At 74.7% G+C, this 24,624-nt stretch carries 19 protein-coding genes; 9 read left to right on the top strand and 10 right to left on the bottom strand.

The genetic code is table 11. The features are described from left to right. Positions 1–15 precede the first annotated feature (15 nt). From CXR44_RS09965 to CXR44_RS09955, 3 genes are all read left to right on the top strand, one after another. The gene (locus tag CXR44_RS09965; RefSeq protein WP_101784818.1) at positions 16–276 is read left to right on the top strand and encodes a hypothetical protein; all 261 of its coding nucleotides are present in this window, start codon (positions 16–18) and stop codon (positions 274–276) included. A 59-nt stretch (positions 277–335) separates the two neighbouring features. Next, complete coding sequence (locus tag CXR44_RS09960) at positions 336–1,187, top strand: helix-turn-helix domain-containing protein (protein ID WP_101784816.1); 852 nt, start codon at positions 336–338, stop codon at positions 1,185–1,187. A gap of 70 nt (positions 1,188–1,257) precedes the next feature. After that, positions 1,258–1,524: a hypothetical protein gene (locus tag CXR44_RS09955; protein ID WP_101784814.1), complete on the top strand. Its 267-nt coding sequence runs from the start codon at positions 1,258–1,260 to the stop codon at positions 1,522–1,524. Between the two features lie 147 nt (positions 1,525–1,671). Here CXR44_RS09955 and CXR44_RS09950 read toward each other — a convergent pair whose 3' ends face one another. The 7 genes from CXR44_RS09950 to CXR44_RS09920 are packed head-to-tail and all read right to left on the bottom strand — an operon-like array spanning position 1,672 to position 10,175. Continuing rightward, positions 1,672–2,289 (bottom strand): TetR/AcrR family transcriptional regulator, encoded by a 618-nt coding sequence (locus CXR44_RS09950; protein WP_101784812.1) that lies wholly within the window; start codon positions 2,287–2,289, stop codon positions 1,672–1,674. Between the two features lie 39 nt (positions 2,290–2,328). Next, complete coding sequence (locus tag CXR44_RS09945; protein WP_245899029.1) at positions 2,329–4,329, bottom strand: mannosyltransferase YkcB-related protein; 2,001 nt, start codon at positions 4,327–4,329, stop codon at positions 2,329–2,331. Beyond that, a complete protein-coding gene (locus tag CXR44_RS09940; protein WP_101784808.1) occupies positions 4,326–5,498 on the bottom strand; it encodes a glycosyltransferase in 1,173 nt (390 codons plus the stop codon). Before CXR44_RS09940 ends, CXR44_RS09945 begins: the two co-directional genes overlap by 4 nt. 35 nt (positions 5,499–5,533) lie before the next feature. Beyond that, complete coding sequence (locus CXR44_RS09935) at positions 5,534–6,901, bottom strand: HAMP domain-containing sensor histidine kinase (RefSeq protein ID WP_245899028.1); 1,368 nt, start codon at positions 6,899–6,901, stop codon at positions 5,534–5,536. Next, positions 6,898–7,593 carry a response regulator transcription factor gene (locus CXR44_RS09930; RefSeq protein ID WP_101784806.1) on the bottom strand — a complete coding sequence of 232 codons (696 nt, stop codon included), beginning with the start codon at positions 7,591–7,593 and terminating at the stop codon, positions 6,898–6,900. Before CXR44_RS09930 ends, CXR44_RS09935 begins: the two co-directional genes overlap by 4 nt. Positions 7,594–7,635: 42 nt before the next feature. Then, on the bottom strand, positions 7,636–9,240 hold the full coding sequence (locus CXR44_RS09925; RefSeq protein ID WP_101784804.1) for a phytoene desaturase family protein: 1,605 nt from the start codon (positions 9,238–9,240) through the stop codon (positions 7,636–7,638). 44 nt (positions 9,241–9,284) lie between these two features. Continuing rightward, complete coding sequence (locus tag CXR44_RS09920; protein ID WP_101784802.1) at positions 9,285–10,175, bottom strand: LysR family transcriptional regulator; 891 nt, start codon at positions 10,173–10,175, stop codon at positions 9,285–9,287. A gap of 70 nt (positions 10,176–10,245) precedes the next feature. Here CXR44_RS09920 and CXR44_RS09915 point away from each other — a divergent pair, with 70 nt between their 5' ends. The 5 genes from CXR44_RS09915 (at position 10,246) to CXR44_RS09895 (ending at position 18,047) form a co-directional block, all read left to right on the top strand. Then, positions 10,246–11,358, top strand: coding sequence for a YeiH family protein (locus tag CXR44_RS09915; RefSeq protein ID WP_180903285.1), 1,113 nt, complete (start codon positions 10,246–10,248; stop codon positions 11,356–11,358). Between the two features lie 99 nt (positions 11,359–11,457). Then, complete coding sequence (locus CXR44_RS09910; RefSeq protein ID WP_101784798.1) at positions 11,458–12,384, top strand: pseudouridine-5'-phosphate glycosidase; 927 nt, start codon at positions 11,458–11,460, stop codon at positions 12,382–12,384. Continuing rightward, positions 12,381–13,334, top strand: coding sequence for a carbohydrate kinase family protein (locus CXR44_RS09905; RefSeq protein WP_101784796.1), 954 nt, complete (start codon positions 12,381–12,383; stop codon positions 13,332–13,334). The genes CXR44_RS09910 and CXR44_RS09905 overlap by 4 nt, the downstream gene beginning before the upstream one ends. A gap of 83 nt (positions 13,335–13,417) precedes the next feature. Continuing rightward, on the top strand, positions 13,418–15,568 hold the full coding sequence (locus CXR44_RS09900; RefSeq protein ID WP_101784794.1) for a hypothetical protein: 2,151 nt from the start codon (positions 13,418–13,420) through the stop codon (positions 15,566–15,568). A gap of 421 nt (positions 15,569–15,989) precedes the next feature. Continuing rightward, entirely contained in the window at positions 15,990–18,047 is a 2,058-nt protein-coding gene (locus CXR44_RS09895) for a DUF4132 domain-containing protein (RefSeq protein WP_101784793.1), read from the top strand. Positions 18,048–18,105: 58 nt separating this feature from the next. Here CXR44_RS09895 and CXR44_RS09890 read toward each other — a convergent pair whose 3' ends face one another. Next, a complete protein-coding gene (locus CXR44_RS09890; RefSeq protein ID WP_101784791.1) occupies positions 18,106–19,044 on the bottom strand; it encodes an aminoglycoside phosphotransferase family protein in 939 nt (312 codons plus the stop codon). 518 nt (positions 19,045–19,562) lie between these two features. After that, positions 19,563–22,640, bottom strand: a complete 3,078-nt coding sequence (locus CXR44_RS41645; protein ID WP_101785380.1) for a helix-turn-helix transcriptional regulator — start codon at positions 22,638–22,640, stop codon at positions 19,563–19,565. Positions 22,641–22,873: 233 nt separating this feature from the next. Here CXR44_RS41645 and CXR44_RS09880 point away from each other — a divergent pair, with 233 nt between their 5' ends. Next, entirely contained in the window at positions 22,874–23,386 is a 513-nt protein-coding gene (locus CXR44_RS09880; RefSeq protein WP_219601723.1) for a DUF402 domain-containing protein, read from the top strand. Between the two features lie 96 nt (positions 23,387–23,482). Here the strand turns inward: CXR44_RS09880 and CXR44_RS09875 are convergent, their stop codons facing one another. Continuing rightward, positions 23,483–24,619 carry an acyl-CoA dehydrogenase family protein gene (locus tag CXR44_RS09875; protein ID WP_101784789.1) on the bottom strand — a complete coding sequence of 379 codons (1,137 nt, stop codon included), beginning with the start codon at positions 24,617–24,619 and terminating at the stop codon, positions 23,483–23,485. Between the last annotated feature and the right edge of the window lie 5 nt (positions 24,620–24,624).

Genomic DNA, 24,624 nt, shown 5'->3' with positions numbered 1-24,624 from the left:
AGAGAAGGGCTCTCCATGCGCATGCGGTTCCTCGGCTCCACCTCGGAGGCGGGCGCCTGCCCCACCCTCTACGAGACCGACCGCGGCACGATCGTCGTGCAGGGGCTGCAGGTCACCGACCCCGAGGCGCTGGCCGACCTGCGGGACGTGCTCGACGGCGAGGCGGCGGTCGAGGTGCCACGGGAGCTGATCACGCAGATCGCCCGCCGGGTGCTGTCCGACTCGCCGGCGGTCCCGTCCCCCGCGCCCGGCCCGCCACCATCCGCCACCACTTGATCACAATTGCGCGACTGCCCCTGGCATGATCGGCGGGAGCGGGTCTAGCCTCTTGCCGCGTGACGTCCTTTCAGCAGGCGCGCGTCGACCTCGGCAACCAGCTCCGTGCGCTGCGCGAGGCCGCCCACCTGTCGGGCAAGGACCTGGCCGAGCGGCTGCGCTGGCAGCCCTCGAAGGTCTCCCGCCTGGAGAACGCCCGGCAGACGGCGACGGAGGACGACGTCGTCGTGTGGGCGCAGGCCGTACACGCCCCGCCCGAGGCCGCGGACGAGCTGATCGCGCAGGCCATCGCGCTGCTCGAACGGCACGACGACTGGAAGCAGCGCCACCGCAGCGGCCTGGCCGCCCTCCAGGAGGACATCCGCGACCTGGAGGCCCGCACCAGGCTGTTCCGGGTCTTCGAGCCGAACATCGTGGTCGGGCTGCTGCAGACCGCCGAGTACTCCCGGCACATCTTCCGCAAGGTCAGACGCCTCTACAGCGCCCCCGAGCAGATCGACGCGGCCGTACGGGTGCGGATGCAGCGGCAGGAGATCCTCTACGACCGGAGCCGGACGTTCAGGTTCGTGCTGCCCGAGTCGGCGCTGCGCACCCGGCTCGCCCCGGTCGACGTCATGCGCGGCCAGCTCGACCGCCTGATCGCCGTCAGCAGCCTGCCCAACGTCGAGTTCGGCGTCATCCCCTTCGGCGCCGAGCTGCCCTCGGCTCCCGTCAACGGATTCTGGATCTACAACGAGGGCATGGTCGGCGTCGCCACCATGACCAAGGACCTCGTCCTGCGCGATCCCGACGACATCGCCTTCTACATCCGCGCCTTCGACGACTACGCCAAGGTGGCGGCGTTCGACGAGCCGGGACGCGACGTGATCCTCCGCATTCTTGACGATTACCGCAAACAATCCGTCTCTTAATCCGCGCAATTGCTTGCCCGCCTCCACAAGATCGTGCAATTCTGTCGCGAGAACGTTGCGGAGGTGACGCATGATGCTTGATACCGCGCTCAGCCTGGAGCGGTTCGCGTGGTGTGCCGGTCGTCATGCCGACCTCACCATCCAGAGCCTGGCGCTGGCGAGCGACCCCGCGTACGTGTCGGTGCGCAACCGCTTCTCCGCCACCCTCGCCGAGAGCGTGACCTGCTCGGACGACGGCAGCTTCGTCACCTCGTGGGGCTACCGGCTCGGCACCACCGACGACGTGGAGGCCGCCGCCGCCCGCCTCGCCTTCCTTCTCGCGGCCCTGCCCGCCTGACCGGCGAGCCGGCGCGCCCCGAAGCGGGCGCGTCCTCGCCGCCCCAGGACCCGGGCCCGCAGCGCGTGGTCGAGCGGCCGTTGCCCAGCCCCCGCGCGGGAAGGTCGCCCAGCCCGCGCGTAAGGCGGGGGCGGGCCGTACGCGCTGTCAGGCGAAGGCGTCGGGTGAGATGCCCGCCTCCCGGGCGGCGGCCGTGCGGGCGTGGTCGAGCAGGCGGGAACGGCTGAGGACCGTGGGGTGCAGGGTGTAGCGGATCACGAGGCCGTCCAGCATGGCGTCGATGCGCTCGGCCGCGCCCGCCGGGTCGTCGCAGGCGAACTCGCCCGTCCGGGTGCCGTCGGCCAGCACCCGGGCCAGCGCGTCCAGCCAGGCCGTCTCCAGCTCCAGCATGATGCCGTTGACGGCGGGCTCACGCAGCGCGGTGTTCCAGGCGTCGATCCACAGCAGCCAGCTCTGGTCGGACCTGGATTCCGGGATGTAGTACTGCAGCACCCGGTCCAGGCGCTCCACCGCGGTGCCGGGCCCGGCGGCGAGCTCGTCGAGCCGGGCGCTCTCGATGTCGAGCGTGGCCCTGAGCATGGCGGTGATCAGCTCGTCCTTGGTGGCGAAGTGGTAGTGGATGAGCCCGCCGCTGACGTTGATCGACTTGGCGATGTCGGCGATCCGGGTGTTGGCCAGGCCGCGTTCGAGCACCACCTTGCGGGTGGCCTCGAGCAGCTCGGCTCTGCGCTGGTCGGCCTGCTCGGCCCGGGTCGTACTCCGCACCGGCCAAGCTTATCGGCCCACGGCGGGACATCCGGGGCGTCACCCGGCTGCCGAACAGTCGTGGAGGCCGTCGTGGCCGGTCACGGCCGCGCAGTTCCGCTGAACCCAGGCGGTGACCTCGCTGTCGCCGCGGCCCGGGCCGCCACCGCCGCCCGTCAGCACGTACCGCAGGCGCCCGGAGGCGACGAGGCGCTGCAGGCGGGCGACGGTCATGGCGGGGTCACGGCCGGTGAAGCCGCCCATCGCGATGACCGGTTCGCCGGTGGCCAGGATGAGGCCGGACGCCTGCTGGGCGCTGCCGACGGCGACGAGCCATGCGGCCGTCCCCCGGTTCGCCTTCAGATAGGCGACGAGCGCGCCGTCGGGCTCGCCGCCGAACCCGCCGGCCGGCCGGCCCGTCCTGCTGTCCTGTCCGGGACCGGAGGGCGGTTCACCGGGGCGCATCCCTGGGCCGCCCGGAGTGCCCGGACCGCCCGGCCGTCCCGGGATGCCGCCCGTGGCGGGGCCGGCGGTCGGGTTCGTGCCGTTGACCGGCGACCGCAACGGCGTCACCGCGTACGCCGCCGGCCCGGCGAGCCCCGCCACCAGCACGAACGGCAGCACGCCCACGGCCGGCCGCGTCAGGGCGCCCCGGCCCGTCCGGGCCAGGACGAGCCCGGCCGTGGCGAGCACGGTGGCGGCGAGCACGGCCCAGGCGAGCCACGGCAGCCAGTCGGGGGTGCGGCGCAGCACGGTGAACGACCAGCCTCCGGTGACCGCGACCGCCAGCGGCAGCACCCACCACCAGGCGCGGGAGTGCCGGTGAACCCGCCACATGAGGACCGCGCCCATCCCGGTGAGCGCCGCCACGGCCGGGGCCATCGCCGTCGTGTAGTACGGGTGGAAGGTGCCGCTGGAGAAGCTGAACACCGCGAAGTGGACGGCCAGCCAGACCCCCCACATGAGCCACGGCGCGCCCGGCTGGCGCAGCACCGACGACACGGGCGTCGCGGCCGCCCTGCGGGCACGCCACCACGACCAGCCCGACACCGCCGCAAGGGCCAGCGCCGGCACGCAGAACGGCAGCAGCCACGAGATCTGGCCCGCCATGACGTCGTTGAACAGCCGCCCGGCCCCGGAGGCGCCGCCGAAGGACGCGCCGCCGCCGAACCCGCCGGACCCGCCGCCCTGGCCGAAGATCCGTCCGAGGCCGTTGTAGCCGATGACCAGGTCCCACACGGAGTTGTCGGTGGAGCCGCCGATGTACGGGCGGGAGTCGGCGGGCCACAGGTCCACGATCACCATCCACCAGGCGCTGGCCGCGACCAGCACCGTCCCGGCGGCCAGCAGGTGGCCGAACCGCCGGACGAGCGGCGTCCGCGCGCACACCAGGTAGGCCAGCGCGAAGGCGGGCACCGCCACGTACGCCTGCAGCATCTTGGTGTGGAACGCCAGGCCGACGAGCAGCGCGCACACCAGCAGCAGGCGCGAGCGGCCGGCGCGCAGCGCCTCCAGGCAGCACCAGCCGGCCGCCACGAGCAGCAGGACGAGAAGCGTGTCGGGGTTGTTGTCCCGGTTGATCGCCACGGTGATGGGCGTCAGCGTCATGACGACGGCCGCCACGAGAGCCGCGGCGTGCGCGTACGGGCCGGGGCCGAGGCCGCGCCGGACCGCCGAGTGGACCAGCGCGACGGTGGCCGCGCCGGCGACCGCCTGCGGGAGCAGCATGCTGTAGGTGCCGTACCCGAAGATCCGCGCCGACAGGCCCATGACCCACAGTGCCAGCGGCGGCTTGTCCACCGTGATGAACGAGCCGGCGTCGAGCGCGCCGAAGAAGAACGCCTTCCAGCTCGTGGTGCCGGACCGGATGGCGGCGGCGTAGTAGGCGTTCGCGTCGCCGCTGAGCGCCCAGGCGTACAGCGCGAACGCGGCGGCCAGCACGCCGCACAGCGCGGGCCGCGACCAGCGGGGGGTGTCGCCGCCGCCGAGCAGGATCCGGCCGGCGAGCGAGGCACGGCGGTGCGCGGGCCCGGGCGCCGGCCCGGTCAGGGTGGCGGTCACCGGCCCTGCCTCCGCCTCGGGTTGAAGACCCACACGCGCAGCAGCAGGAAGCGCATCAGGGTGGCCAGGGCGTTGGCGGTGATGACCGCCGCGAGCTCCACCCCGTGCGAGACGCCGGCGGGCAGCAGGGCCAGCCCGCCGGTGGTGAGGGCCAGCCCGACGAGGAACGCGACCAGCCCTTCGACCTGGTGCCGCAGCGCCCCTGCCGAGCCGGTCACGCCGAAGGTGAAGCGGCGGTTGGCGGCGGTGTTGGCCACGGCGGTGACGAGGAGCGCCACCGCGTTCGCCGTCAGGGCGGGCACCCCCTGCCGCAGCAGCGAGAACAGCGCCAGGTAGGCCAGCGTGCTGGCCACGCCCACGACGGCGAACCTGGGCAGCTGCCGCGCCATGCCGCGCGGCAGCCGCGCCTCCCGCACCGGCGGCGGCACGGGCAGGCGGGCCGCCCCCCACAGCGTCCGGCGGGCGACCCTGGCCATGCCGCGCAGGTCGTCGAGGGCGGTGCGCAGGACGTCCACGCGGCTGTCGGGGTCGTCGACCCAGTCGACGGGCACCTCGTGGATGCGCAGCCCGGCCCCCTCGGCGAGCAGCAGCAGCTCGGTGTCGAAGAACCACTCCTCGTCCTCCACCGCGGGCAGCAGGGCGTGCGCGACCTCCGTGCGCGCGGCCTTGAACCCGCACTGGGCGTCGGAGAACCGCGCCCCCATCAGCGAGCGGAGCAACAGGTTGTACGAGCGGGAGATGAACTCGCGCCTGGGCCCGCGCACCACCCGCGACGTCCTGGCCAGCCGGGTGCCGATGGCCAGGTCGCTGTGGCCGGACAACAGCGGTGCGACCAGCGGCAGGAAGGCGTCGAGGTCGGTGGACAGGTCCACGTCCATGTAGCTGACGACGTCCGCGTCGCTGGCCGACCAGACGTGGCGCAGCGCCCTGCCCCGGCCCTTGGCGTCGAGGTGGACGGCCCGTACGTGCGGCAGCTCCGCCGCGAGCCCCCGGGCGACGTGCCAGGTGCCGTCGGAGCTGGCGTTGTCCGCGATCGTGATGCGGAAGCCGTACGGGAACGTGCCGGTGAGGTAACCGTGCAACCGGGTGACGCTCTCCCGTAGCGCCCGTTGCTCGTTGTGGACCGGGACGACGACCTCGACCAGGCGCGTCTTCACTGTTGTCTCCATGCCCAACAGTTCAGGGGTTCAGGATTTAAGGGGACTTACTCGTTTCTGAGGGCAGGATGAGATTTGCCCGGCAACGTGATCGTAGCGACGATGCCGCCTTCGCGGGCGTTGGCGAGGCGCACCTGTCCTCCGGACTCGGCCACGGCCTGCGCCACGATCGCCAGCCCGAGGCCGGAGCCGGGCATGCCGCGCGCCGTCGGGGAGCGCCAGAAGCGGTCGAAGACGTGCGGCAGCTCCTCCTCCGGGATGCCGGGGCCGCGGTCGCGCACGGTCAGCACCCCGTCGTCCAGCGCCACGTCCACCTGGCCGGGGCCGAACTTGGCGGCGTTGTCGATGAGGTTGAGCACGGCACGTTCCAGGGAGGCCGCGCCGCCGACGACGTACCAGGGGCGCAGGTCGGTGGTGACCTCGGCGCCGCGCAGCCGGGCCCGGTCGACGGCGGCCTCGACGACGTCGTGCAGTGCCAGCTCGACGTGCGGCTCGTGGTCGGTGTCGCCGCGGGCGAGCTGGAGCAGGTCGCCGACCAGCGTGGACAGCTCGGCGAACTGCGCCTTCACGTTGACCAGCAGGCGCTTCTTGGCGGCCGGGTCGAGGCTGCGGCCGGTCTGCTCACTGCGCAGCAGCAGGTCGATGTTGGTGCGCAGGGTGGTCAGGGGCGTGCGCAGCTCGTGGCCGGCGTCGGCGACGAGCTGCTGCTGGCGTTCGCGCGAGCCGGCCAGGGCGGCGGTCATCGCGTTGAACGACGAGCCTAGGCGGGCGATCTCGTCGGTGCCGGCGATCGGGATGCGGGTGGTGAGGTCCTCGGTCTGCGCGATGTGCTCGACGGCCCGGGTGAGCCGGCCGACCGGGGCCAGCGCGGTCCGCGAGACCACCCACCCGGCCAGGGCCGCGCCGAGCACGCCGAGGGCGGCGACCGCGCCCAGCAGCAGGGCGACCATGTTGAGCGGGTCCTGGATCTGGTCGAGCCGCCGTGCCTTCATCCTGGCCATGCCGGGCTCGACCCCCTCGACGTAGACGAGCACGGGGGTGCCGTCGGCGGTCGCGCCGGTGTAGACGTGGTCGCCGCCGTACGCCGCGATGCGCCGGTCGCCGCCCCTGACGACGATGGGCGGGCCCAGGTGGCAGGTGGGGCGGCCGTCGCTGAAGATGAGCTGGTTGATCTCCGGCGGCTGGAAGTCGCCCGCGATCCGCTCGTCGGTCGTGCAGTGGGAGCCGACGTACTCGAGGTCCTTCTTCCGCTGGTACGGCGAGTCACCCGGGTCGGGCCGCAGGTCGCGGCTCATCTGGTCGTACATCTGCTGGCGGACGATCATGTAGCAGGCGCCGGAGCTGATCGCGACGGCCAGCGCCACGGCCACCGCCACCAGCAGCGTCAGCCGTGAGCGCAGGCTGCCTCGCCTCACGGCGCCGCCCGCAGCACGTACCCGACCCCGCGCACGGTGTGGATCACCCGCGGCTCGCCGCCGGCCTCGGTCTTGCGCCGCAGGTACATCACGTACACGTCCAGCGAATTGGACGTCGGCTCGAAGTCGAACCCCCACACCTCGCCGAGGATCTGCTCGCGCGTCAGCACCTGTCGCGGATGCGTCAGGAACAGCTCCATCAGCAGGAACTCGGTGCGGGTCAGGTCGAGCACCCGCCCGCCGCGCGTCACCTCCCGGGTCGCCGGGTCCATCCGCAGGTCGGCGTAGGCCAGGGCGCCGTCGGCGGGAGTGTCGCGCAGCGCGCTGCGCCGCAGCAGGGCGCGCACCCGGGCCAGCAGCTCGTCCAGCTCGAACGGCTTGACCAGGTAGTCGTCGGCGCCGGCGTCGAGACCGGAGACCCGGTCGCCCACGGCGTCGCGGGCCGTCAGCATGAGGACGGGCACGTGGTTGGCCGAGGCGCGCAGCCGCCGGCAGGCGGTCAGCCCGTCGAGGCGGGGCATCATGACGTCGAGCAGCACGGCGTCGTACGGCTCGCGGGCCAGCGCGTCCAGCGCGGCCTGCCCGTCGTCGGCCGTGGCGACCCGGTAGCCCTCGAACTCCAGGCTGGACTGCAACGCCTCGCGCAGCGCGGGCTCGTCGTCGACCACCAGCAGCCGTGCCACCTCACTCATGCCGCTCAAGGTAGGCGCTCATCATGAGAACCCGATGAGGGGTCACGGCCGTCCGCCGCCCGTCAGCAGGGCCATGGCGGCGTTGTGACCGGGGATGCCGCTGACGCCGCCGCCCCGGCGGGCGCCCGCGCCGCACAGCAGGATCCGTTCGTGCTCGGTCTCGACGCCCCAGCCGCCCTCGTCGGCGTACGGCCAGGCCAGGTCGCGGTGGAAGATGTGGCCGCCCGGCAGGCCGGTCTCCGTCTCCAGGTCCACCGGGGTCCTGGCCTCGACGCACGGCGTGCCGTCGGGGGCGCGCAGCAGGCAATCCTCCAGGGGTTCGGCCAGGACCGAGTCGACGGAGGCGAACGTGGCGCGCAGCGCCTCGGCCCGCGCCCGCCGCGGGTCCTCCCGGAACAGCCGGGCGGGCATGTGCAGGCCGAACAGCGTCATCGTCTCGGCCCGGCCGCGCAGCTCCGGTCCGAGTACGGACGGGTCGGTCAGCGAGTGGCAGTAGACCTCGGCCGGCGGCAGGTCGGGGATCCGGCCGGCGGCCGCCTGCTGGTAGGCGCGGGCGAGCTGGTCGCGACCCTCGTTGATGTGGAACGTGCCGCTGAAGGCGGCCTTCGGGTCCACGGCCGGGTCCTTCAGGCGGGGCAGCCGCGACAGCACCATGTTGACCTTGAGCTGCGCGCCCTCCGGCAACGTGGCAGGGCGGCCGAGCAGCCGGTCGAGCACGGCGGGCGGCAGGTTGACCAGCACGTGCCCGCCCGTCACCGTGTGCTCCTCGTCGCGCCGCCCGTCGTGCGCCCCGTCGTGCCGCCCGTCGTGCCGCCCGTCGTGCCGTTCGTCGGGCTCGCCGCCGGCCTTTCCGGTGGCCCCGGTGCGGAAGGTCACCTCGCCGGACGGCGCGATGCCGACGATCTCGGCGCCGGTCACGATCTCCGCCCCGGCCCGCCTGGCCGCCGCCTCGATCGCGCCGGAGACCGCGCCCATGCCGCCGACGGGGACGTTCCACTCCCCGGTGCCGTCGCCGATGACGTGGTAGAGGAAGCACCGGTTGGCCAGCAGGTCGGCCGCCGGGTCGGCGAACGTGCCGATCAGCGCGTCGGTCAGCACCACCCCGCGGACCGTGTCGTCGCCGAACCGCTCGTCCACCACCTCGCCGATGGGCCGCTGGAACAGCTCGCGCCAGGCCCGCGGCCCGACCAGGCGCTCGATCTCGGCGGCGGGGCGCAGCGGCTCCAGCAGCGTCGGCGCCAGCGTGCGCGCGACCCGCGCGACGAGGCCGTAGAAGTCCTGCCACGCCCGGTGATCGGCCTCGCCCCCGGTGACGTCGCGGAACGAGGCGGCCGTGCGCGCCGCGTCGCCGTTGTCGACGAGCAGGCCGGTGCGGCCCCTGGGCGTGTAGGAGGCGTAGCGGCGGCGGCGCAGTTCGAGGCCGAGGCCGAGGTCCCGGGCGATCTTCGCCGGAAGGAGGCTGACGAGGTAGGAGTAGCGCGACAGGCGTACGTCCACGCCGGGGAAGGCGCGGGTGGAGACGGCCAGGCCACCGGCGTGACCGAGCCGTTCGAGGACGAGGACCTTCCGCCCGGCGCGCGCCAGGTAGGCCGCGGCGACGAGCCCGTTGTGCCCGCCACCGGCGATGACGACGTCATACCTGCTCATAGCGGCACCCTACGGCCCGCCGAGCGGACCCGGCCACCGGGCGGTCAGGCGGGCCCGGCGATGCCGAGCAGGGTGGCGGCCGGGCCGGTGAGGGGGCGGCCGCGCCGCCACACCGCGTGCAGGCTCCGGGCCAGGTCCACCCCGTCCAGCGGCACCTCCACCAGCCGCCCGGCGGCGAGCTCGGCCTCGACGGCGTACCCGCTGAGCACCGCGGGCGCCACCCCCGCCTGTGCCGCACCCTTGACGGCCGAGTTGGACCCGAGCTCCAGCCGGGGCCTGGCCTGCCCCAGGCCCGCGAACGCCACGTCCAGCGTCACCCGGGTGCCCGAGCCGGGCTCGCGGACGACCAGCGGGGTGGCGGCCAGCTCCGCGCCCCGCAGCGCCGTGCGGCGGCGCGCCCACGGGTGGCCGGGCGCCACGACCACCACCAGCCGGTCCGTGCCCACGACGCGGCGCGCCAGCCCGGCGGGCACGCTCGGCCCCTCCACGAACCCCAGCTCCACCTCCCCCGCGAGCACCCGGGCGGCCACGTCGGCCGAGTTGACGACGGCCAGGCCCACCTGGACGTCGGGCTCGCGGTGCTGCAGCTCGCCGAGCCAGCGCGGCATCAGGTACTCGGCCACCGTCATGCTGGCGGCCACCCGCAGGTGCGCCGCGCCGCGGTGCCGCACGGCCCGCGCGGCGCGCACCAGCTCGTGGGCGGCGGCGAGCACCTGGGCGGCCCAGCCCGCCACCGTCTCGCCCTCGGCGGTGAGGGTCGAGCCGCGCGGCGAGCGTTCCAGCAGGGGCAGCCCGAGGCGGCGTTCGAGCTGCGCGATGCGTTTGCTGGCGGAGGGCTGCGCCATGCCGGCCGCCCGGGCCGCCTGGCCGAGGCTGCCCAGCTCGCGCACGTCGACCAGCAGCTGGAGCGAGACGAGATCAGGCAGCTCGGTCATAGCCCCAGGCTATGACCTCCCAGCCGATCCGCGGCTACCGGCCCCCTTCCGCCCCGCGAAGACTGGGGACATGCTTCTGCCCGGCCTGGTCGCGACCGCGCTCGCCGTGATTCTCTCGCTGGCCGTCAACCGGCTCGTCCCCGCGCTCAGCCCGGCCGTGGTGGCGGTGGCGGCGGGCGCGCTGCTGGCCAACCTCGGCGGCGCCGGCCCCCGGCTGCGTCCCGGGCTGGCGTTCGCGGCCCGGCGGGTGCTGCGGGCGGCCATCGTGCTGCTGGGGCTGCAGATCGCGGTGCCGCAGGTGCTGGCCATGGGCTGGCCGACGGTGGCGGTCGTGGTGACGGCGACCGGGGTCACGTTCTGGCTCACGCCGCCGATCGGCAGGCGGCTCGGGCTGCCGCCCGGCACCTCGCTGCTCGTCGCCACCGGGGTGTCCGTCTGCGGCGCCGCCGCCATCGCCGCCATGCACGACGCCACGCGCGTACCCGGCCCCGGCGGGCGTCCCGTCACCACGGACGACGACGCGGCGGCCGCACTCGGCGTCGTGGTGCTGTACGGGAGCGCGGCCATCGTGGCCGTGCCCCTGGCGGCGTCCTGGCTGGGGCTGTCGCCGGCCCAGCTCGGGCTGTGGACCGGCGCGGCGGTGCACGAGGTGGCCCAGGTCGCGGCGATCGGGTCGGCCTCCGGCGTGCTGGCCACGGCGATCACCGTGAAACTCGGCCGCGTCCTCCTGCTCGCCCCCCTCGTCGCCCTCACCACGACCACGACCAAGCCCACGCCCGCCGTCGCCGCGCCCGCCCCCATGCCCGCCCCACCGGCTCCCGCCCTCGCCACCCCCGCCGCCGCCCCGGGCGCGTCAGGCCCCGGCACGTCCTGCCCCGGCGTGGGCGGTGGCGGCCCGTCCGCCGCCACCCCGGGCGGCCGGGGGCGGCCGCCGGTGATGCCGCTGTTCGTGGCGGGCTTCCTCGGGGCGGTCGCGCTGCGCAGCCTCGGTCTCGTGCCGCGCCCGGTGACGGCGGTCCTGCCGGACGTCACCACCGTGCTCATGGCCGCCGCCCTGTTCGCCCTGGGCACCGGCATCGACGCGCGCAAGCTGGCCCGGGGCGGACGCGTCCTGCTGCTGGGCGGCATCGCGACGGGCCTGCTCGCCGCCGTCTCGCTGGCCGGCGTCGCGCTCCTCACCTGAATCCGGACGTACGCCCTCGCAGGCGAGCGCACCAGGTGAAATACACTGACGTGCGCTTCACCGCCGGACCCGTAGACGTACGAGGAGCATCAGACCCACATGCACAGCACCACCACGCCTCTGCTCCAGCCGTCCGACGAGGTGGCCGCGGCGCTCGCCGCCGGCGCCCCCGTCGTGGCGCTGGAGTCCACGATCATCTCCCACGGGCTGCCGCAGCCGCGCAACCTGGAGGTCGCCCGGGAGCTGGAGGGGATCGTCCGGGAGGCGGGCGCCGTGCCGGCCACGATCGCCGTCCTCGACGGCGTGGCCCGGATCGGCCTGGACGAGGCCCAGCTGGAGCGCATCGCGATCGAGCCGGGCCTGCGCAAGCTCGGCCAGCGCGACCTGCCGGTGGCGGCGGCGCTGAAGGCGAGCGGCGCCACGACCGTGTCCGCCACGTCGTTCCTGGCCGCGCGGGCGGGCATCCGGATCTTCGCCACCGGCGGCCTCGGCGGGGTGCACCGCGGCTGGACCGAGGAGCAGGACGAGTCGGCCGACCTCGACACCCTGGCCCGTACCCGGATCACGGTGGTGTGCGCGGGCGTGAAGTCGATCCTCGACGTGCGCGCGACGCTGCAGCGGCTGGAGACCCGGGGCGTCACCGTGGCCGGCTACCGCACCGACACCTTCCCCGGCTTCTACCTGCACTCCTCCGGCGAGCCGGTCGACTGGCGGATCGAGACGCCCGAGCAGGCCGCGGCGATCATGCGCGGCCAGGACGCGCTCGGCGGCCAGGAGACCGCGCTGATCGTCGCCAACCCGGTCCCCGAGGACCGGCAGCTCGACCCGGCCCTGCACGACCGGGTGCTGGCCGAGGCGCTGGCCGCGGCCGACCGCGACGGCGTCACCGGCCAGGCGATCACGCCGTTCCTGCTCGGCTACCTGGTGCGCGGCACCGGCGGCGCCTCCCTGGAGGCCAACCTGGCGGCCGTACGCGGCAACACCGCGCTCGCCGCGCGGATCGCCCTGGCCTGGTCGCGCCCGTGACCCACGCGGGCCCGCCCGCCCCCGGACTGCTGGTCGTCGGCGACGTCGTCACCGACGTGGTGGCCCTGCACGGCGCCCCGCTCGCGCCCGGCACCGACACCGCGGCGGAGATCGTGCTGCGTCCCGGCGGCTCCGGCGCGAACACCGCCGCCTGGGCCGCCCACCTGGCCGGCCCCGACGGCGACGTCCGCCTGCTGGCCCGGGTCGGCCGCGACACCGGCGAGTGGCACGCCGACGAGCTGCGCCGCACCGGGGTGCGCCCCCACCTCGCCGTCGACCCCGGCCACCCGACGGCCGTCGTCATCGCCATGGTGGACGCGACGGGCGAACGCACCATGCTCACCAATCGCGGGGCCGGCGGCCGGATCTCCCCGGACGACTGGGACGTCTCGCTCCTCCCCGGCGCCGGGCTGCTGCACCTGTCGGCGTACACGATGTTCGCCGAGCCGGGGCTGCGGCTGGCCCGGCTCGCCATGGCGCAGGCGGCCGCCGCGGGGGTGCGCGTCAGCGTCGATCCGGCCTCGACCGGGCCGCTGCGGGAGTTCGGCGTCGAACGCTTCCTGGCCGAATCGGCCGGCGCCGACCTGATCATCCCCAACCTCGACGAGGCCCTGCTGCTCACCGGCGCGCCGACGCCCGGCCGCGCCGCGGAGATCCTCAGCGGGAGGTACGGCACCGCGGTGGTCAAGCTGGGACCCCAGGGCGCTCTGGCGGCCACCGGAGGCCGGGTGGTGGCTACCGTGGAGGGGATCCGCGCCGAGGTCGTGGACACCACGGGGGCAGGTGACGCCTTCGCGGCGGGATATCTCACCGCGTCCCTGCGAGGCGCCGGAGAAGAGGCCGCGCTGCGCGCCGGTTGCCGCGCGGGAGCCGCGTGTGTGGCCCTCGTGGGCGGTCGGCCACGGTACGGTTTGGAAGTGAATCGTCTTTACCCTATTCACGCCGATTGATAGCTTGCCGCGTAGGCTGCACCATTGACCACATGCGTATCGCCTAGTAACGCGGCTCACTCTGGGGAGGATACGGTCCGCCGATGGACGTCGAGTCATCGATCTGCCTGAGCGACCTGGTCCCTGCCCTGCGCTGGAGTAGACCCCAGCAGATCGCGGAGTCCCTGGGCGACCCGCGGCTGCCGGCCGCCTGGTGGTCTTCGGTGGCCCTCCAGCGAGCGCTCGGCACGACGGGGCTCGACTGGATCTGCGAACGGCTCGCGCGGCTGGCCGCCTCCCGCTGGGACCACATCCCCCTGGCCGACCTCCTCCCAGCGCTGACCGTCCACCATGTCGACCCGGCGCTGCCGGGCTGGCCCGACGCCATACGCACGGCGGTGGCCGGACTGGGCGGCTGGCGTCGCCTGCGCCGCCTGACACCCGGTGACCTGGCCACGCCGTCGGCGACGCCCGAGGTGGTGATGGGCGCGGTGTTCCGCGAGGTGCTGGGCCGGTTGCAGGCGTCGCGTACGGGTCCCCAGCCGGCCGGGCATCCGGAGGCCACCCTCCCCGTGCAGCGCGGGGCCGTACCCGGGCAGCGAGAGCCCGAGACGGCGGGCGAGTCGCAGCGGCAGACCGGCAGCTTCCCCGCCGTCCAGCCCGGCCCCGCCCCGCAAGGCCCCGGACCGCAGCCCCCTGCCGCCCATCAGAGCGGCCCCTTCCCCGCCCCGCGACCCGAGGGCACCGGCTCCTTCCCCGCCCCGCGACCCGAGGGCACCGGCTCCTTCCCCGCCCAGCAGCCGGGGGGCACGGGCTCCTTCCCGGCGCAGGAGGGCACCGGCGCGCAGCGCCCGACCGGCTCGTTCCCGGCACAGCCCGGGGGCCTGCCCCAGCGGCAGGGCGGCCACCAGCCGGGCTCCCCCGCCGCTCCGGGCGGCGCCGCGCCGTCCGGTCCCTTCCCGGCGGCCCCGCAGACGGGACAGCAGCCCGGCGTGGGAACCGTCGGCCCGGCCCCCGGCGCCAACGGCTCGGCCTCCGGCGCACCGCTTCCCCACCGCCCCACCGGGGCTCCGCCCAGCCCTCCCGTCCCCGGCGGCCCCGCGCCGCATCCCGGCACCCCGCCCTCCCCGGCCGGCGGCGACCGCCCCGCCTCCACGTCCGGTCCGGCCGGGTCCGTTCCCCCGGCGGCGACGCCCGTGCCCTCCGACACCGACCACGCGATGGTCCGGGTGGTGGACGGCCTGTTCCGCACCCTGGACAAGTTCGAACTGGCCGTCGCGGTGCACCGGCTGTTCGCCGAGGACCCCGTCAGCCTGCGTACCCTCGCGCACAAGATGCTCGTCGACCGCGACGTGCTCTCCCAGGCCCAGCGCACCGCCGAGGAGCGCGTCCTGCAGTGGCTGCGCTCCTCGGAGTCGGCGCCGGTGACCGGGCACATGTTCCGGCTGACCGAGTGGCTGGGCGCGGCCGCCACCCAGGAGCAGCTGATCGGCGCCGACCCGGCCCACCCGGTGACGGTGCCGGCGCTGCGCACGCCGCTGTGGCGGGTGCTCGTCACCCTGATGCCCGACCGCCGGCTGCAGGACGGCTGGCTGGTCGTCGGCGACATCCAGCGTCTGCAGGCCCGCACGCGGCAGCTCCTGGCCTCGCGCCCGGCCGACACCGACGTGGTGGAGCTCATGGCCGAGCTGGGCATCCGCGCCCACTCCGCGCAGGCGTGGCTCGACGCCCTGCCGCCGGAGGGCCCGGCCAGCGCCCCGGCCGCCGCCCCGTCACCGGCGCAGCCGCTCCCCCGGCGTACCCCTGGAGCCAACGGCCACCACCACCGCGGCGGGCAGCCGATCCCCGCTGCCTCCGCCGGCTCCATCGACCCGTCCGCCGCCCTCGCCACGCTCTCCGCGCTGTCGGGCGGCCGTTCACCCGCGCTGGCCGGCACCCCGGCCGCGCCGCGCCCGCCGATCCCCGGCCCGTCGTCCGACCCGCGCCGCTGGCAGCGCATCGAGGTGACGCCCGAGCACCTGCGCGGCGGCCCGGTGCCCGTGCCCGAGGGGTACGCCGCCCAGCTCGGCATGCGCCCCGGCACCCTCCTGTCGGTGACGGGTCCCGGCGACAACGCCATCGTGCTCGTCTGGCAGGGGCACCAGCCGGTCTTCGACTCGCTCCAGCCGGTCCTGATGCGCCTCAACGCCCGGCCCGGCGACCAGGTGTACGTCACGGTGGACGGCTACCGCCTGGAAGCCCAGCTCACCGCCTGAGAACCGGCGCTGCACGCCGAGGCGGGCGGCTCTGTCCGCCATCGCGCCATGGACGGGAGCCGGGCGGATCCGCACCCGGCCCGCGTCCGCGGGCGCCGATCTTTGTCGCCGCACGCTGCTATAGATGACGCCATCACCTGACATGTGACAGAGGCAGGGCGTGCGATGGCATCGGCAGTGGTTCGCGGTGAGACGGCAACGGGGCGGGCATTGGACGAGTTCTCCCTGCCCGGACGGTTCGCCGCAACGGGTCCCTGCACGCACCGGGGCGCCCTGCCCCGGAGGCTTCCCCACCCGGCCGTCGCCGGCCGCTGAGTCCTGCCCGACCGGTACATCTCCAAGACCTTCCCGCTGTCAGCAGAGACGGCGAGCGCCGACCCGCCGATCGCCTGCCTGACCCACCCGTGACAGGAACATCACCGTGCACCTCTCCCCCCTCGCGGAGCGCCTGCTCCGGCTGCTCGACGGTTCCGCGCCCGACCCCACCCACTGGCCGGTCAGGTCCCAGCTGACCACCGCGATGGGTGGCAGGCCCGGTGATGGTCCGGTCGTCGACCAGACCTGGGGAAACATGGTCGCCCCCGCGCGTGAGCTCACCGGCCGCCTGCTGCGTGACGACCGCCTGTCCTTCGCCGCGCTGGTGACCGCCGGGCTGGCCGACATGGATGCCGAGGTGAGAGCGCGGTTCGCCGAGGCGCTCGGTCCCATCGCGGTCGCGGAGGTGGACGTGGTGCTCGGCTGGGACGTGGAGTCGCGCGCCCTGTTCGCCGAGGCGGCCCGGGGACCGGTCTTCGCCGAACCGCGGTTGACCGGCCTGGGCGAATGGCTCGGCGGCCTGCCCGGCTATCCCGCCTTCGCCCGTGCCGCCCTGGAGCAGGCCGAGGCCCGTGTCGCGGCGATCCAGGTCGGCGAGATCCCTTACCGGGCGGACAAGGCGTTCGACCCTGGGGAGACGAGAGCTCTCGGGCGTGCCGTACGGCTCGCCCTCCACCGTGACGAGCCCTGGCTGCCCGCCTTGCTGGACGGGCTGCTGCGCGGCGTCGCGGTCGCACCCACCGACGCCAGGACCCTGCCCTCCCAGGCTCTGCTGTTCGAGATCGCCCGCGCAGTGGAAGACCACCCGACGCCGGAGGCGATCTCCTCGCTGCGCGCCGTACGCCGGTGCACCCGGCACGCCGGGGTGCCCAAGCAGCTCGACCGGATGTTCAAGCGCATCGAGCCCGCGCTGGCCGAGCGGCTGGAGGTCGCGTTCCGCCTGCCCGACGGGCGGGTGCGGCAGGCGTTCGGTGATCACACGGCGGTGATCTCGATCGAGGGTGGGGGTGAGCTGTCGTGGTGGCACGGCGACAAGAAGCTCAGGTCCGTCCCCGCGGCTGTCAGGCGGGAGCACCCCGAAGCGGTGAAGCGGCTCCGCGAGCAGGTCAAGCTGGTCCAGCAGCAGCAAGTGACCCTGGCCAGGGCGCTGGAGGCGAGCTACACCGCCGAGAAGGCTCCGCCGTACCGGCAACTGGAGGGGCACCCGATCGCCGAGCGGCTCATCTGGGAGTTCGAGGTGTCCCCCGGTGTGTGGCGCGCCGAGCTGGGGCTGGGCGTGCCCGACGTGCCGGTGCGGCAGTGGCATCCGGCCCGCGCCTCGGTGGAGGAGGTCCGGGCCTGGCGCGAGGTCGTACAGAGCAAGGAGCTGCGCCAGCCGTACAAGCAGGCTTTCCGCGAGGTCTATCTGCTCACGCCCGCCGAGGAGGAGACACGCGACCATTCGCGCCGCTTCGCCGATCATGTGGTGGACTACCGCCGGCTTCGCGCGCTGTTCAAGGCACGCGGCTGGAAGTCCAACTACCTCGGGCCGTGGGACGGCGGCTTCGACGGCGACGACGCGCGGCGGCTGCTGGCCGGCGGGCAGTGGCGGGCGACCCTGACACACGGCCTCTATGACGAGGGCTTCGCGCTCACCGGGAATGTCCTCTTCCACCGGCTGGTCGAGGGCAGGTGGCACCTGGAGCCCCTGGCCGAGGTCCCCACGCTGGTGTTCAGCGAGGCGATGCGGGACGTGGACCTGTTCGTGGGCGTCTCTTCGATCACGGCCGATCCGCGGTGGGCCGAAGACGGGCCGGAAGCGCTGCGGACCTACTGGCGGTCGGGCTCGTTCGCCGCGCTCGCGCCTTCCGCCGAGATACGCCGGGAGGTGTTGTCCCGGCTGCTGCCGCGCCTGGCCATCTCCGACCGTTGCACGTTGACCGATCGTTTTCTCGTGGTCCGCGGCGACCTGCGCACCTACAAGATCCACCTGGGGTCGGCGAACATCCTCATGGAGCCCAACGACGCCTACCTGTGCATCGTCGCCGGCCGTGACTCCCAGGCGGGGCTGTTCCTGCCCTTCGAGGAGGACGGCCGGTTGGCGCTCATCCTGTCCAAGGCCTTCCTGCTGGCCGACGACACCGCCATCACCGACCCGTCCATCACCCGCCAGCTCCGGTCTTGACCGAAACCGGCGGGCGGGCACACTACATCGCGGGGGCCATGCCCCCGTCAGCGAGCGCTCAGAGCCGGTGCGGCCCCGAACGGGTCAGCAGGGCCGTGGCGATGGCCACCTGTGACGGTTCGAGCGCGGTCCTGCCGTCCTCGATGTCCCACAGCGCGTTCTGCAGGACACGGCCGAGCGTCCAGCCGGTCGCCCGCTGCCGGTCCAGTCCGACCACCTCGGTCAGCAGGTCGAACCGCCGGAGCACCGCGCCGGTGACGTCACCCGTCGCCGTCACCGCGTCCCAGCGGTCGTCGAGCGCCGGCAACAGCTCGAACCCGGGGTCGCCGGCCAGCGGCTCGGGGTCGATGGCCAGCCATGGTTCGCGCTCCCCCGCGAGGACGTTGCCGCCGTGCAGGTCCCAGTGCAGCAGCCGGTCGCCCGGCTCGCCGATCAGCTCGGCCACGGCGGCCGCGCAGGTGAGCACGAGCCGCCGTTCGGCGGGGTCACGCAGCGCCCGCACCGCGGCCGGAGCCTGCTCCAGCATGGCGGCGGCGATCCCGGCCAGCGTCCGCACGCCCACGGGCGCGGGCACCGACGACAGCCGCGCCATCAGCTCGGCCAGGATCAGCAGGGCGGCGCGATCGTCCGGCACCGAGGACGCCGGCCGGGCGGCGTCCAGCCGTTCGAGCAGCTGGGTGCCGCTCTCCTCGTCGTGGTCGAGCAGGCGGACGATGCCGTCTCCCCGCCACGCCAGCAGCCCGGCCACGACGCCGGCGGTCTCCTCGCGCGGCTGCTGCAGCTTGAGCACGGCGGGTGTGCCGTCGGCCCGTCGTACGGGCAGAACCAGGGACGCCATGCCGTGCGCCACCGGACCGTCGGGCCGCAACTCCCAGCGCCGCAGGAAGTCACCGCCGAGGCGGGGCAGGCCGGCGAGCCAGGCCCGCGCCGCGGCGCCGTTCGCGCCGTAGGACGCGGCGAACGCGTCGGGGACGTCGATCGGCGTCGAGGTGTTCATCTCAGAAATCTCCTTCGTCAGGGGCGTGAACGAACGGGCGGACGAAGGAGCCCACGGAGGTGCCCGGCCTGCGGGCAGACGTCAAACCATGCCCCCACTCTACCGAAACACGATCATCACCGGCGGCGCCCGACCCAGCACCCCGAATCAGCCATCCCCGCAGACAGACAGGGGCCGACACTCCCCGCCAGCGGTCGTAGCCACGCGTCGGCCCCACGTCCCGCCACCGAAGAGGTGAAGACGACGCGCGACAACGCTCCCCCGCCAGCGGTCGTAGCCACGCCTCGGTCTACGTCCCGCCGTCCAAGAGGTGGGGCGGTGCGCTACGGCGCTCCCCCTCCAGCGGTCGAGGCCACGCGTCGGCCCCACGTCCCGCCGCCGAAGAGGTGAAGGCGACGCGCAACAGCGCTCCCCCGCCAGCGGTCGTAGCCACGCGTCGGCCCCACGTCCCGCCGCCGAAGAGGTGAAGGCGATGCGCTACGGCGCTCCCCCGCCAGGGGGCGTTGCCGCGCCTCGGGCTACGTCTCGCCGTCGAAGAGGTGGAGGCGGTGGGCCGTGGCGGCGGCTTCGCCGCGGGAGGCGACGCCGAGCTTGGCCAGGATGTTGGAGACGTGCACGCTGACGGTCTTGACCGCGATGAACAGCTCACCGGCGATCTCCCGGTTGCTCCGCCCGTCGGCCACCAGCCGCAGCACCTCCAGCTCCCGGGCCGTCAGCGCCGGCGCGGGGCCACCGGGGGCCGCCTCGGGCCCGCTGCCGTCGCCGGAGCCTCCTCCGGCGCCGGGCCGGGCCGAACCGGTGCCGGAGGGAATGCCGGCGCGCCTGGACAGGTCGTCCAGCTCGGCGAGCAGCGGTGCCGCGCCGAGCCGGTCGGCGAGCTCGCGCGACCGGGCCAGCCGGTCGGCCGCCTGCCGCCGGTCGCCGTGGGCGAGCGCCACGCGCGCGGCGTCCACGAGAGCGCGGGCCTCGGAGTAGGGCTGCCCGAGCGCCGCCCAGGCCGCCGCGGCCTCGTCCCACGCCGCGAGCCACCGCGCCCCGGCCCCACCCTCGCCCACGTCGGCGGACGCGCCCGCGGCTGCTCCGGCATCCGCGGCGTCGGCGTAGGCGGACACCGCGTTGGCGGACGCGGCGTCGGCGCTGGCGTTGGCGGACGCGGCGTCAGGGGACGCGGCGTCAGCGGCGGCGTCGGCGGCCAGGGGCCATGTCAGGGCGGCGAAGGTGAGCCACTGGGCGCGTTGCAGGTCGCCCTCGACCTCGAGCCGGCGCGCCAGCGACCACAGCTCCGGCACCAGCGGTCCGCCCAGCCGGGCGAACGTCACCAGCACCGGCCACGAGTAGCGCGGGCTCTCCATGAAGTCACGCTCACGCAGCGTGCGTGCCGCCTCTTCCCGCGCCTCGTCCAGGCGACCCCGGGCGGCCAGCAGCGCGACCTTCCGGCGCGCGTGCGGCAGCAGGCTCTGGGCGCGGTGCAGGCCGCGGGACAGGACGCGGCGGGCCGCGTCGTGCAGCTCCTCCGCCCGGTCGAGCTGCCCGCGGGCCAGCGCGATGTCGGTGGCGAAGCCGTGCAGGCTCGCCTGGGTGGGCGGCGGCGGGACGTGGTCGAGGGCGCGGTCGACGACCTCCAGCGCCTCGTCCCAGCGGCCGAGCGAGACCAGCGGCTCGGTGAGGTTGATCGCCAGGAAGGTGCCCGAGGTGCGGGCCAGGCCGTGCCGCTCCGCCTCCGCGATGCCCTCGCGGGCCACTCGGGCCGCGCTCTCGTGGCGGCCGGCGCCCTCCAGGACGTCGGACTCGGAGATGGCTCCGGCCGTCAGCGCGGAGGTGTGGGAGACCGCGCGGGCGAGCCGCCGCACCTCGGCGAACCCGCCCAGCTCCTCGTCGATCCGCGAGAACCGCTGGCAGCGCGCCCAGGTCAGCGCGATCAGGGCGTTGGCCTCGACGGCGGGCTCCCCCGCCTGGCGGGCCAGCTCGATGGCGCGCAGGGAGGTGGCGATCCGCTCGGACCAGGTGTCGGGATCGTGCAGCATGCGCGCCAGGTTTTCGAGCACCTGGGCGCGCAGCTTGACCGGCCCGCTGTCGGCGACCAGGGCGGCCGCCTGCCGCAGGTCGTCGAGATGGCCGAACCTGCCGAGCGAGTAGCGGATCATGCCGCGCCGGCGCAGCAGGCGGGCGGCCCTGATCGGGTCGCTCCCGAGGTCGATCTCGGCCATGGCTGCCCCGGCCAGCGCGATGCCGCGCTCGAACTCGCCCGCCACATGGGCGACCGTGGCGGCCTGCTCGAGCACGTCGACGAGATCGCGGCCGATGCGCTCCGCCGCGTCGGGCACCTGGCCCCAGAGCTCCAGCACCCGGGACAGCATCCGCAGCTGCTCGCCGTAGGCGGCGGACCTGCGCGCCGCGGCGGCGGCCTGCCAGGCGCTGACCAGCGCCGAGGTGGCGTCGTGGGCGGCATGCCAGTGGTGGGCCAGCTCGATCGCGCCGCGCGGCTCGGGCAGCAGGGACGGGTCGCGGGCGATGGCCTCGGCGAAGCGGGTGTGCAGGCGCGTGTGCTCGCCCGGCAGCAGGTCGTCGTGGAGGGCCTCGCGGATGAGCGCGTGGCGGAACGCGTAGCCCTCGCCGTCGACCACGAGGACGTTGCCGGCGACGGCGGGGCGCAGCTCGGTGGACAGGGCGCCGTCGTCGAGACCGGTGACGGCGATGAGCAGGTCGTGCTCGATGCGCTGGCCACCCGCGCTGGCCACCCGCAGCAGTTCCTGGGTCTCCTCCGGGAGCCGCTCGACCCCCGCCAGCAGCAGGTCGCGCAGCGACTCGGGCAGCGTGTCGCCGCCGGACTCGCCCAGCAGCGCCTCGACGAACAGCGGGTTGCCCTCGCTCCGCTCGTAGATCAGCTCGATGTCGGCGGCGGACGGCTCGCGGTCGAGGATGCCGGCCGCCTGCGCGACCACCTCACGGCGGGTCAGCCTGCGCAGCTCCAGTCTGCTCACCCCGCCGGCCCGGGCCAGCTCGGCCAGCAGCGGGCGCAGCGGGTGGGCGCGGTGCAGCTCGTCGGAGCGGTAGGTGACGAGGAGGAGCAGCCGGGCGTCGGAGCGTTGGTAGCGCACCAGGAAGGACAGCAGGTCACGGGTGGAGCGGTCGGCCCAGTGGGCGTCCTCGATGACGAGGACGGTCGGCTGGTCCTCGGCGAGCCGCTCCAGCAGGCCGAGCATCTGCTCGAACAGCCGGGCGCGCGCCTCCGGGCCGTCCTTGTCGGGCTCGCCGAAACCCGGCAGCAGCCGGGCGAGCCCCCGGGTGTGGCCGCCGGGCACGAGCGCGGCGACGCCGTCACGGCCGCGGCTGCGCACCAGGCCGCGCAGCACGGCGCTGAACGGCGCGAACGGCAGGCCGTCGGTGCCCAGCTCCAGGCAGCCGCCGACGAGCACCAGGGCGTCGCCGGCGCGCTGCGCGAACTCCTGGACCAGCCGTGTCTTGCCGACGCCGGCCTCCCCGCCGACGAGCACGGTGGAGGAGGCGCCCGCCCGTGCGCGGGCCAGCGCCTCGCCGAGCACGGTCAGCTCGCCGTCCCGGCCGGCGAACACCGGGCTCACCGTGTGGATCGTCACGGTCACAAGGATGCCATCCCGCCCCGACAGGATCGCCCGCACGCCAGCCCACCGCACCCCCACCGCACCGCGGTAGCGCCGCATTCCCACCGCAGTGCGCCGCCTTCAGCGCATCGCCACCGCCCCGCATCCCCACCGCAGTGCACGCACCCGCGCCCCACCCCGCCGCGTCGCCGCCGCGTCCCGCCGGCGTCGGGGCCACCGGCCGCGCCCGGGTTCGGTAGCGTGCCCGCGTGACGCAGATCAAGGTGGTGTACACGAAGTACGACGGCGCCCTGCACTGGCACCATCCCGGAACGCTTCTCGGCGAGGACGAGCACGGCGCGTGGGTGTCGGTCCCCGCCGGCACGCTCGCCAGCAAGGGCGCCGAGCCGCCGGTCGCCTGGGAGACCGCGATCGTCATGCTCTTCCCGCGTGACGGCTGGTGGACGGCCACGTTCCACACGCCGCCGCACCCGTACGAGCTGTACGTGGACGTCACGACGGTGCCGCGGTGGCGCGACGGCGAGGTCACCATGGTCGACCTGGACCTGGACGTCATCCTGACGCGCGAGGGCACGCTGATCCTCGACGACGAGGACGAGTTCGCCGAGCACCGGGTCGCTCTCGGCTACCCGGCCGACACGGTGGCGCGGGCGCAGGACACGGCCCGGTGGCTGCTGGCCGCCGTCGAACGCCGCGAGGGCCCGTTCGGCGGCGCGCACACGGCCTGGCTCGACCGCGCCCCCGGCCCACCGCGGGCGTGATCGCCTCCGGCCTGCCGCCGGGGGCGAACGCCGGCGGCCTGTCCAGGCGCGCAAGGTCCCGGCGCCGCTGTCCCTGTGTCCGCTACTCCGTGCGGGTCACAGGTCGCCGAGCCCCAGCTGGCGGGCGATGAGCATGCGCTGCACCTCGCTGGTGCCCTCGCCGATCTCCAGGATCTTGGCGTCGCGGTAGAACCGGCCGACCGGGAACTCGTTCATGAACCCGTAGCCGCCGAAGATCTGCGTCGCGTCCCGCGCGTTGTCCATGGCGGCGTTGGAGGAGACGAGCTTGGCGATCGCCGCCTCCTTCTTGAACGCCTGCCCCGCCACCAGCTTCTCCGCCGCGTGGTAGTAGGCCAGCCGGGCGGTGTGGGCCCGCGCCTCCATGTCGGCGATCTTGAACTGGATGGCCTGGTAGTGGCCGATCGGGTGACCGAACGCCTTGCGGTCCCTGACGTAGCGCACGCACTCGTCCACGCACCCCTGGGCCAGGCCGACGCCCAGGGCGGCGATCGCGACGCGGCCCTCGTCGAGCGTGCGCAGGAACTGCGCGTAGCCGCGCCCGCGCTCGCCCAGCAGGTTGGCGGCGGGCACCCGGCAGTCGGCGAAGGACAGTTCCCTGGTGTCGGAGGCGTTCCAGCCGACCTTGGAGTACTTCTTCGACACGGTGAAGCCGGGCGTGCCGCTCGGCACGAGGATGGTGGAGATCTCCCGCTCGCCGGTGAGCGCCGCCACGGCGACCACGCCGGTGATGTCGGTGCCGGAGTTGGTGATGAACGCCTTCGTCCCGTTGATCACCCATTCGTCGCCGTCCAGCACGGCCGTGGTGCGCATGCCGCCGGGCACGTCGGAGCCGCCGCCGGGCTCGGTCAGGCCGAAAGCGCCCAGCAGCTCGCCCGTGGCCAGCCGGGGCAGCCACTCCTCCCGCTGGGCCGGCGTGCCGTAGCGGTAGATCGGCATCGCGCCGAGCGACACGGCGGCCTCCAGCGTGATCGCCACGCTGGAGTCGACGCGGGCCAGCTCCTCCAGCGCCAGGCAGAGCGCGAAGTAGTCGCCGCCCATCCCGCCGTGCTCCTCCGGCAGCGGCAGCCCGAACAGGCCCATCGCCCCCATCTGCCGCACGATGTCGTACGGGAACTCCTCGCGCTCGTAGTAGTCGCCGATCACGGGGGCGACGACGTCGCGGGCGAACGCCTCGACGGTCTTGCGCAGCTCTTCGTACTCGGAGGTGAGCATGATGG

This window comes from Nonomuraea indica, assembly GCF_002850745.1.
Taxonomy (GTDB): domain Bacteria; phylum Actinomycetota; class Actinomycetes; order Streptosporangiales; family Streptosporangiaceae; genus Nonomuraea; species Nonomuraea indica.
The sequence above is the reverse complement of the archived record's forward strand: the minus strand, read 5'-3'. Positions and strand labels throughout refer to the sequence as shown.

Bases quoted from the DNA above. Each gene is read 5' to 3' on its own strand.
- CXR44_RS09965 (WP_101784818.1), top strand. From the start codon at position 16: ATGCGCATGCGGTTCCTCGGCTCCACCTCGGAGGCGGGCGCCTGCCCC.
- CXR44_RS09955 (WP_101784814.1), top strand. From the start codon at position 1,258: ATGATGCTTGATACCGCGCTCAGCCTGGAGCGGTTCGCGTGGTGTGCC.
- CXR44_RS09940 (WP_101784808.1), bottom strand. From the start codon at position 5,498: ATGGAGACAACAGTGAAGACGCGCCTGGTCGAGGTCGTCGTCCCGGTC.
- CXR44_RS09930 (WP_101784806.1), bottom strand. From the start codon at position 7,593: ATGAGTGAGGTGGCACGGCTGCTGGTGGTCGACGACGAGCCCGCGCTG.
- CXR44_RS09925 (WP_101784804.1), bottom strand. From the start codon at position 9,240: ATGAGCAGGTATGACGTCGTCATCGCCGGTGGCGGGCACAACGGGCTC.
- CXR44_RS09920 (WP_101784802.1), bottom strand. From the start codon at position 10,175: ATGACCGAGCTGCCTGATCTCGTCTCGCTCCAGCTGCTGGTCGACGTG.
- CXR44_RS09915 (WP_180903285.1), top strand. From the start codon at position 10,246: ATGCTTCTGCCCGGCCTGGTCGCGACCGCGCTCGCCGTGATTCTCTCG.
- CXR44_RS09910 (WP_101784798.1), top strand. From the start codon at position 11,458: ATGCACAGCACCACCACGCCTCTGCTCCAGCCGTCCGACGAGGTGGCC.
- CXR44_RS09900 (WP_101784794.1), top strand. From the start codon at position 13,418: ATGGACGTCGAGTCATCGATCTGCCTGAGCGACCTGGTCCCTGCCCTG.
- CXR44_RS09890 (WP_101784791.1), bottom strand. From the start codon at position 19,044: ATGAACACCTCGACGCCGATCGACGTCCCCGACGCGTTCGCCGCGTCC.
- CXR44_RS09875 (WP_101784789.1), bottom strand. From the start codon at position 24,619: ATGCTCACCTCCGAGTACGAAGAGCTGCGCAAGACCGTCGAGGCGTTC.